The 9,077-nt window shown below is 68.0% G+C and carries 8 protein-coding genes and 1 riboswitch; of the genes, 1 reads left to right on the forward strand and 7 read right to left on the reverse strand.

Features of this window, described 5'->3' with window-relative positions:
• Positions 1 to 41 precede the first annotated feature (41 nt).
• From gcvP to ACLML9_RS25765, 7 genes are all read right to left on the reverse strand, one after another.
• Positions 42 to 2,837 carry an aminomethyl-transferring glycine dehydrogenase gene (gene gcvP / locus ACLML9_RS25735; RefSeq protein WP_411947936.1) on the reverse strand — a complete coding sequence of 932 codons (2,796 nt, stop codon included), beginning with the start codon at positions 2,835 to 2,837 and terminating at the stop codon, positions 42 to 44.
• A gap of 154 nt (positions 2,838 to 2,991) precedes the next feature.
• Positions 2,992 to 3,091: riboswitch (glycine riboswitch) on the reverse strand.
• Positions 3,092 to 3,192: 101 nt separating this feature from the next.
• Complete coding sequence (locus ACLML9_RS25740; RefSeq protein ID WP_411947941.1) at positions 3,193 to 3,771, reverse strand: MerR family transcriptional regulator; 579 nt, start codon at positions 3,769 to 3,771, stop codon at positions 3,193 to 3,195.
• Positions 3,772 to 3,946: 175 nt separating this feature from the next.
• Positions 3,947 to 4,420 carry a bifunctional nuclease family protein gene (locus ACLML9_RS25745; RefSeq protein ID WP_030520551.1) on the reverse strand — a complete coding sequence of 158 codons (474 nt, stop codon included), beginning with the start codon at positions 4,418 to 4,420 and terminating at the stop codon, positions 3,947 to 3,949.
• 200 nt (positions 4,421 to 4,620) lie between these two features.
• Complete coding sequence (locus ACLML9_RS25750) at positions 4,621 to 5,427, reverse strand: MerR family transcriptional regulator (RefSeq protein WP_411947937.1); 807 nt, start codon at positions 5,425 to 5,427, stop codon at positions 4,621 to 4,623.
• A gap of 62 nt (positions 5,428 to 5,489) precedes the next feature.
• Positions 5,490 to 5,975: an FHA domain-containing protein gene (locus ACLML9_RS25755; RefSeq protein ID WP_030520553.1), complete on the reverse strand. Its 486-nt coding sequence runs from the start codon at positions 5,973 to 5,975 to the stop codon at positions 5,490 to 5,492.
• Positions 5,976 to 6,125: 150 nt separating this feature from the next.
• Complete coding sequence (gene gcvH / locus ACLML9_RS25760; RefSeq protein WP_411947938.1) at positions 6,126 to 6,524, reverse strand: glycine cleavage system protein GcvH; 399 nt, start codon at positions 6,522 to 6,524, stop codon at positions 6,126 to 6,128.
• Between the two features lie 43 nt (positions 6,525 to 6,567).
• Positions 6,568 to 7,269 (reverse strand): CDP-alcohol phosphatidyltransferase family protein, encoded by a 702-nt coding sequence (locus tag ACLML9_RS25765; RefSeq protein WP_411947939.1) that lies wholly within the window; start codon positions 7,267 to 7,269, stop codon positions 6,568 to 6,570.
• A gap of 111 nt (positions 7,270 to 7,380) precedes the next feature.
• On the opposite strand from ACLML9_RS25765, the gene ACLML9_RS25770 reads away from it, so the two are divergent.
• The gene (locus ACLML9_RS25770; RefSeq protein WP_411947940.1) at positions 7,381 to 9,063 is read left to right on the forward strand and encodes a GMC oxidoreductase; all 1,683 of its coding nucleotides are present in this window, start codon (positions 7,381 to 7,383) and stop codon (positions 9,061 to 9,063) included.
• Positions 9,064 to 9,077: the final 14 nt, after the last annotated feature.

The raw sequence follows: 9,077 nt of genomic DNA on the forward strand, positions 1-9,077 counted from the left end.
TTCCGCGGAACGGCACCCGACCGGGGCGCGATCGGTACGCGTCAGTCCGCGTAGGCCTCCAGCGGCGGGCAGGTGCAGACCAGATTGCGGTCACCGAACGCGCCGTCGATCCGGCGGACGGCCGGCCACACCTTGGGCCGGTCGTGGGTGAGACCCAGCGGGTACACCGCGACCTCCCGGCTGTAGGGGTGGTCCCATTCCCGGACCAGGCTCGCCGCGGTGTGCGGGGCATTGCGCAGCGGGTTGTCCTCGGCCGGCCACTCCCCCGTGCCCACCCGATCGATCTCGCGCCGGATGGCGATCATGGCGTCGGCGAACGCGTCGAGCTCGGCCAGGTTCTCGCTCTCGGTCGGTTCCACCATCAGGGTGCCCGCCACCGGGAAACTCATGGTCGGCGCGTGGAACCCGTAGTCGGCGAGCCGTTTGGCCACATCGTCGACGGTGACACCGGTGCGCTTGGTGATCTCGCGCAGGTCCAGGATGCATTCGTGGGCGACCATATCGTTGTCGCCGGTGTAGAGGACGGGGTAGTACTCACCCAGGCGGCGCGCCAGATAGTTGGCCGACGCGATCGCGGTGAGCGAGGCCCGGCGCAGTCCGTCGGCTCCCATCATCCGGATGTAGGCCCAGGTGATCGGCAGGATCGACGCCGACCCGTACTCCGCCGCCGACACCGCGTGCGACCCGGCGACCAGCGGATCGCCGGGCAGGTAGGGCGTCAGATGGGAGCGGACCGCGACCGGACCGACCCCCGGACCTCCGCCACCGTGCGGGATACAGAACGTCTTGTGCAGATTCAGATGGCTGACGTCGCCGCCGAACCGGCCCGGCCGGGCCAGGCCGACCAGTGCGTTCAGATTCGCGCCGTCGACATAGACCTGGCCGCCGGCATCGTGCACCAGCGCACACAGTTCGGCGACCTCGTTCTCGTACACGCCGTGCGTGGACGGGTAGGTGATCATGATGCAGGCCAGGCGTTCGGCGTGGTCGGCGATCTTGGCCCGCAGATCGTCGAGGTCCACATCGCCGTTGGCCCGGCACTTCACCACCTCGACCCGCAGGCCCGCCATCGCGGCGGACGCGGCATTGGTGCCGTGTGCGCTGGACGGGATGAGGCAGGTGTCGCGGCGGGTATCGCCCCGGTCCAGGTGATAGCGGCGGATGGCCAGCAGTCCCGCGTATTCGCCCTGGCTACCGGCGTTCGGCTGCAGACTCACCGCGTCGTACCCGGTGATCTCGGCCAGCCAGCGCTCCAGATCGTGGATCACCCGCCGCAGACCCGGCGTATCGGTGGCCGGGGCGTAGGGATGCAACCGCGCGAAGCCGGGCCAGGTGATCGGTTCCATTTCGGCGGTGGCGTTGAGTTTCATGGTGCACGAGCCGAGCGGGATCATGCTGCGGTCCAGGGCGATGTCCTTGTCCGACAGCGCGCGCAGATACCGCAGCATCGCCGTTTCGGTGTGATACCGGGTGAATGCCGGATGGGCCAGGAACTCCGAGGTCCGGTCTTCGATCGCGGCGGCGGCCGGGTCGGCCGGGGCGATACCGAACGCGTCCAGCACGATCGCGAGGTGGTCGGCGGTGGTGGCCTCGTCGCAGGCCACGGCCACATGGTCGTCGTCCACCAGGCGCAGATTCACCCCGCGGGCGGCAGCCTTGGCGACCACCGTCTCCGCCTGGCCCGGCACCCGGGCCAGCACGGTATCGAAATAGCGGTCGTGCACCAGGGCCGTACCGAGCGACGCGGCCAGCCGCGTGGCGTGCCCGTGGACCCGGCGGGCGATGGCCCGCAACCCGTCCGCACCGTGGTAGCAGGCGTACATACCGGCCACAATGGCCAGCAGTACCTGGGCAGTACAGATATTGGAAGTGGCCTTCTCCCGGCGAATATGCTGTTCGCGGGTCTGCAGGGCGAGCCGGTAGGCGGGGGCGCCGTCCGCGTCCTTGGATACTCCGACCAGCCGGCCCGGCAGCTGGCGCGCATAGTCGGCGCGCACCGCCAGATACCCGGCGTGCGGGCCGCCGAACCCCATCGGCACCCCGAAACGCTGGGTCGTCCCGAAACATACGTCCGCGCCCTGCTCACCCGGCGGAGTGACCAGGGTGAGCGCGAGCAGGTCCGCACCAGCGGCCACCAGCGCGCCGCGGTCGTGGGCGGCGGCGATCGTCGCCGACCAGTCCAGGATCCGGCCCGAGGCGCCCGGCACCTGCAGGATCACGCCGAAGAACTCCCCGTCGGGCAGACCGTCCGCGGCCAGATCGGCCTCCACGATCTCGATACCCAGCGGTTCGGCCCGGGTGGCCAGCACCGTACGGGTCTGTGGGAACAGGTCGCGGTCGATCACCAGCCGGGCGGGGGCCCGGCGATTGACCCGGCGCATCAATGTCATCGCCTCCGCGGCCGCGGTGGCCTCGTCGAGCATGGACGCATTGGCCACATCGGTGCCGGTCAGATCGGTCACCATGGTCTGGAAATTGAGCAGCGCCTCCAGCCGGCCCTGGCTGATTTCCGGTTGATAGGGCGTGTAGGCGGTGTACCAGGCCGGATTCTCCAGCAGATTGCGGACCAACACCGGCGGGGTCAGGGTGTCGTAGTAGCCCAGGCCGATCATGGAGGTGGCGACATGATCGGATTCGGCGAGCGCCGCGAGCTCGGCGAGCACCTCGTGTTCGGTGCCCGGGGCGGGCAGCCCGGCCAGCGGATCATCATCGCGGATCCCGGCGGGCAGCGCGGCCGCCGCCAGCTCATCGGCCGAGCCGACGCCGATCGCGCCGAGAATCCGCGCGAACTCGTGGTCATCCGGTCCGATATGACGATCTGCGAAGGTCTGGGTCACCGCGGCTCCCTGGGTGGGGCGGCCGACCGGCACGGTCGGCTCGGGGCCCTCCCCCTCTGTCGCGGCGCCTGAGAGCTTCGGCGGGCCGGGTCTCGCTCCGGTCCACCTTTCACCTTGGGCGGGCGGCCCGCAGCCACCACTTTCCAGAGGCGCCGGTTCCCGCACGGTCCTGGGGCCTGAGAGATTGACGGGGAGGTGCTGCTCCTTCGGCGCCCGGATCCGGCGAGGATCCGGGACTCTCCCGCACGGCTACGGCGCCCGCCAAGTCTAGCCCGATGAGCAGCGACGTCCGGGAGCCACCCGCCGCTATGTGTCATTCCCCTCATCCGGCCGGCCCGTGGTCGCCGGCGAGCGATCAGCCGGTTTTGCGGGTCAGGCGCGCCTTGCGGCGAAAGGACAATTCGTCCTCGGGACGTTCACTGGTCTCCGAGGCACGCTCGGCGGGGAATGCGGCGATGGCGCCGGTGAGCTCCCGCATGGCACTGTTCACCGCGATGCCGAATACCCCTTGGCCGCCCTGCAGCAAATCGACGACTTCTTCCGGGGAGGTGCACTCGTATACCGACGTCCCGTCGGAGAACAGGGTGATATTCGCCAGATCCTCTACTCCGCGACTACGCAGATGGTCGACGGCGATACGGATGTTCTGCAGCGAAATACCCGCATCGAGGAGCCGCTTGACGATTTTCAGGACCAGGATGTCCTTGAACGAATACAGCCGCTGACTGCCCGAGCCCGCCGCCCCGCGAATGGAGGGCGCTACCAGGCCGGTCCGCGCCCAGTAGTCCAGTTGCCGGTAACTGATACCGGCGACCTGACAGGCTGTCGGCACCCGGTATCCGACCAGATCGTCGGGAACCGAATCGTCGGGGAACAATCCGGGTTGTATTTCGTAGCGCCGAGGCGGGCCCTCTTCCGATCGCATATCCCGCATATTCTCTGCCACTGAACTACTCCCTTGCTCCGCCGATCAGTGCCTATAGCCGACGGCCCGGCGTCGTCTATGAGGCTACTCTTCCCATTCTCTCGGCCGCAGCAGCGCCGAACCAAACGCGACGCGCGGTAACAGTCTCGACCTGTAGTTGAGGTTCAGAAAATAATGCGGGCGCTCAACTGTCGGTCGCTTTGAAATCGTCCGGCGAGACCGACTCGAGGAACTCCTTGAACTTTTCGACCTCGTCCTCGCGTTCGTCGGGCATCACCAGACCGGCTTCCTCGAGCACCGATTCCGCCGCGTAGATCGGGCAGCCGACGCGCAGGGCGATCGCCACCGAATCCGACGGCCGCGCCGAGATCCGCACTTCGTTCTCGAAGACGAGATCGGCGTAGAACGTGCCTTCTTTCAGGTCCACGATATGAACCTCCTCGAGGGTATGCCCGAGATCCGCGATCAAGACCTTGATCAGATCGTGGGTGAGCGGCCGGATCGGTGTGACGCCCTCCTGTTCGAGCACAATGGCCGTGGCCTCCGCCTGTCCTATCCAGATCGGCAGATACCGCTCCCCCTCCGCCTCCCGCAGCAGCAGGACGGGCTGGTTCTGTGGCTGCTCGACCCGGATGCCGATCACGCGCATTTCGCTCATCGCACTGCCTCCCATACTCCCCGGCTGCCCGCCCTCGCCGATGCAGGGCTCGCCGTACCACGAGTCTAGGCGAATTCGGCGCGGCGCCGCGATCGCTGACGGACACCGGAATCGGTGTGTTGCCACCGGTGTACCCCCCGGACACTCGGCCGCAGGTCAGACCGGATTCCGCCGATGACGGCGGGGATCGGACGCTCGGCTCATCCGCCGAGCGAGTTGCGCACCGACGCCTTCACCAGGCTCGCGTGCAGCGTCAGCGACAGCGCGGCAAGTTCGCGGACCGTCTCCTCGGCCCGCGCCCGGGCGCCGGCGTCGCGGCTCTTGGCGATCGGTGCCGCGATCTGCGCCACTAGCGCCGCCTCCCGGTCCGCGGCGAGTTTGAACGCCCGCAGATGCCGCGCCTCCAAACCGAATTCGGCCATCGCCTTGGCGGTCGCCGCCAGGGTGACCGCATCGGCGTCGAAGAACCCGGCCGGGCCCGGGGTGATCAGGTTCGCGCGGATCAGATCGTTGAGAAATGTCTCATCGATCCCGGCCCGGTCCAGCAGGTCCGCCCGGGTCACCCGGATCTGGTGATCGAATTCGAAATCGTCCGGCGTGACCCGGCCCGGTGGCACACCCAGCCGGCGCGGCGGGCGCGGCAGCACCTCGGTGCCGTCGTCCGGCTCCGAATGACCCGTCTCCGGCCGGGCGGTCCGCGCCCGGGCACGGGCTTCCCGCACCCCGAGCGTCGCGGCACCGCTGTCGATCGCCTCGAGTTGTTCCTTGATCACCTTCAACGGCAGGTACTGGTCACGCTGCGCCGTCAGGACGAAACGCAACCGTTCACAGTCCGCGACCGAGAACCGGCGGTAGCCCGACGGCGTCCGCTCCGGCCGGATCAGGCCCTCCGCCTCCAGGAAGCGGATCTTGGAAATGGTGATATCCGGAAAATCCGGTCGCAGCAGATCGAGCACGGAGCCGATGGACATCCCTCCGTGCGCCCACTGCTGCGCCGCGCCTGTCATGATCTCGAGTCTTTCATGCCGAGGCGCCGATCACCCGGACCGGCGCACCGATCGTCAGCTGTTCACAGACTTCCCGCACCGGCCGCCGAACCGGCCTCCTGGGTCCGCGGACCCGTGAGGAAAACCAGCCGGAACTTACCGATCTGTACCTCGTCACCGTTCTGCAGCTCCGACGAATCCACCGGCTCGCGATTGACGTAGGTGCCGTTCAGGCTGCCCACATCGACGACCTGGAAGGAATCCTCGTCCTGCCGGAACTCGGCATGCCGACGACTGACGGTGACATCGTCGAGAAAGATATCGCTGTCGGGATGCCGACCGGCCGAGGTGGTGGGCTGGTCCAGCAGAAAACGCGAACCCGCGTTCGGGCCACGTTTGACGACGAGCAGCGCCGCCCCGACCGGAAGACCCTCGACACCCTGCACCGGCTGTTCACCGGTCGGCTCGCCGGAGCGCGACGCGTCGACCTCGTTCAGGAAATCCGCACGGAAGACCGACGTCGTCTCGGCCGCGGTCTCCCCGTAACCCGGGTCTTTGTTCTCGCTCACCGTTTCTCTCCTCCTCGAACCTCATAAACCATGCAGGCAGATGCCGCGATAAGACGTGGCTGGGCGGCCCCGACTCCGGGCGGCACATCCGTTGGCATTGACCGTACCCTGCCGGGCCGTACCCGTGCAGGTAGAACCGGGAAGGCTGGATCAGCCCCCGATAACTCCTTGATAACCCGCGGCATCGAGCAGTTCACCGAGGCTTGAGTCCAATGCGGCCGCATCGGCCACCTCGAGTTCGAACAACCACCCGTCACCGTAGGGATCGGTATTCAGCGTTTCCGGACTCGCCTCCAGTTCCTGGTTCACCGCAACGACTTTCGCGCTCAGTGGAGCGTAGATATCGGAAACGCTCTTGGTCGATTCGACCTCGCCGATACCGTCCCCGGCGGCAACGTCGGCGCCGGAGTCGGGCAACTGCACGAACACGACGTCACCGAGTTGCGACTGTGCGTAATCGGTGATCCCCACCAGGACACGGGTGGGCTCGATCCGACGTACCCATTCATGTTCCGCGGTGTAACGCAGATCCTCCGGAACCCGGCTCACGTGATGTCCTCTCCTCGTGTCGTCGTGCACGATGCCCGCAACTCTATGCGAGCCCACCGCCCTCTGCCGCGCCGGTATCCCCGCCGTGTGTGGCACGGCCTCCGGCGGGCGCCGGCGGAATCCGGCGCGCCACGGCGACGGCGCGGCCCAGGTAGAGCAGGCCGGTCCACACATAGACGGCCGTACCCCAGATCAGTAGTGCCCCACCGAACGCGGCGCCGAAACGAGCACCGGCCCAGTCCATCTCCCCGGCCAGCAGCCACGGCAGCGCCGACATGAGCGCGAAGGTGGCCGCCTTGCCCAGATAGATGACCTCGGGCGGGTCGAGGTCACGCCGACGGTAGACCGTCAGGGTCAGGGTCAGCACCGCGTCGCGTCCGATCAGCAGGGCGGCCACCCACCAGGGGATCAGCCCGCGGACGACGAAGGCGACCAGCGTGGTCACCAGATAGAGCCGGTCGACGAAAGGGTCGAGCAGGGCGCCGAGCCGCGAGGACTGGTCCAGCAGCCGGGCCAGCTTGCCGTCGAGGAAATCGGTGAGCCCGCTCAGGATGAGCAGGACGAACGCCCAGCCGTCGGCATGCTTCACCAGGAGCAGCCACAGGAACAGCGGAACACCGATCAACCGCAGCACGCTGAGGACGTTGGGGACGGTGAGCAGCCGGTCGGACAGGACCGCGGCGAGCGCACCGCCGGGATCTCGGCCCGCGGTCTCTGATCCGCCGGTTCCCGAATCGCTCATCACATGGTGTGCTTACCGTATGGCGCCCACCCGCGCCAGCACACCCCGCCGCGTCATTCGATGAAAGAATGAGTATGAAACCATCTCACCATCGAGTCGGGTGAGAGGAAGATCATGTCAGAGTTCGACTACGACGTCGTGGTCATCGGGTCGGGGTTCGGCGGGAGCGTGAGCGCCCTGCGCCTCACCGAGAAAGGCTACCGGGTCGGAGTCCTCGAGGCCGGGCGGCGCTGGGAGGCCGAGACGCTGCCGCGCAGCAACTGGAACCTCCGCAAATCCATCTGGGCACCGAAACTCGGGTTCACCGGACCCCAGCGGATCAGCCTGCTCGGCAAATGCGCGGTGTTCTCCGGCGCCGGCGTGGGCGGCGGCTCGCTCATCTACGGCAATACACTCTACGAACCGCTCACCGACTTCTTCACCGATCGGCAGTGGGCGCACATCACCGACTGGCAGGCCGAACTCGCGCCCTACTACGACCAGGCGCGCCGCATGCTCGGCGTGACGACCAACCCGCGGACGACCCCGGCCGACGAGGTGATCCGCGAGGTCGCCACGGATATGGGTGTGGGCGAGACCTTCCACTCCACCGACGTCGGGGTGTTCTTCAACGAGGACGACCCGGGCACCGAGGTCGACGATCCCTATTTCGGCGGTGCCGGTCCGCGCCGCAGCGGCTGTGTGCACTGCGCCCGCTGCCTGACCGGCTGCCCGCACAACGCGAAGAACACGACCACCACCAACTACCTGTTCCTGGCCGAGCAGGCCGGTGCCACCGTGCACCCGCTCACCGCCGCCACCGCGGTGCGGCCGCTGCCCGACGGTGGCTACGCCGTCGATACCGCCCGGCCCGACCGGAGGATCCGAAAGCGCAAACGGACCTTCACCGCGGAGCAGGTGGTGTTCGCGGGTGCGGCGCTGGGGACCCAGCAGTTGCTGCACCGGATGCGGAATCGGGGCGTTCTGCCGAGGCTCTCCCCGCGCCTGGGTGAACTCACCCGCAGCAATTCCGAGGCGATCCTGGCGGTGGTGAGCCGGTCGCGCCGCGATTTCGCCGCCGGTGTCGCCATCACCTCCTCGATACATCCCGAGGCGAACACCCATATCGAGGTGTGCCACTACGGCAAAGGGCAGAACGCGCTGTTCCCGCTCTCGGCCCCGGTGATCGACGGCGGGGCGTTCCGGTTCCTGCGCTTCCTGCTCGCCGCGGTGGCCCACCCGGTGGTGTTCCTGCGCAGTTTCAACGCCCGGCACGCCTCGGAGCGGTCGGTGATCCTGCTGGTCATGCAGTCGCTGGACAATTCGCTCACCTCGTTCCTGCGGCGCGGCGGATTGACGACGAAACAGGGCACGGGTGAGCCGAATCCGACCTGGATCCCGCTGGCGCACGAGGTCGGCCGACGGTTCGCGGCCAAGATCGACGGGGACACTCACGGGCTCTACACCGACGTCCTCGATATTCCGGCGACCGCGCACTACATCGGTGGCTGTGTGATCGGGGACCGGCCCGAGACGGGCGTGGTGGACCCCTATCAGCGGGTCTACGGGCATCCCGGCCTGCATATCGCCGACGGCTCCGCGGTCACCGCCAATCTCGGGGTGAACCCCTCGCTGACCATCACCGCGCAGGCCGAACGCGCCATGGCGTTCTGGCCGAACAAGAACCAGGAGGACACCCGGCCGGGTTTGGGCACCCCGTATCAGCGGATTACTCCCGTGGCGCCGACGCGGCCGGCGGTTCCCACCGCGGCGCCCGGGGCGCTGCGCCTGCCCCTCACACCGTTGCGGGCGAGCTGAGCCGTCCCGGCCCC

The sequence above is a fragment of the Nocardia sp. NPDC002869 genome (assembly GCF_046764065.1).
GTDB lineage: Bacteria > Actinomycetota > Actinomycetes > Mycobacteriales > Mycobacteriaceae > Nocardia > Nocardia rhamnosiphila.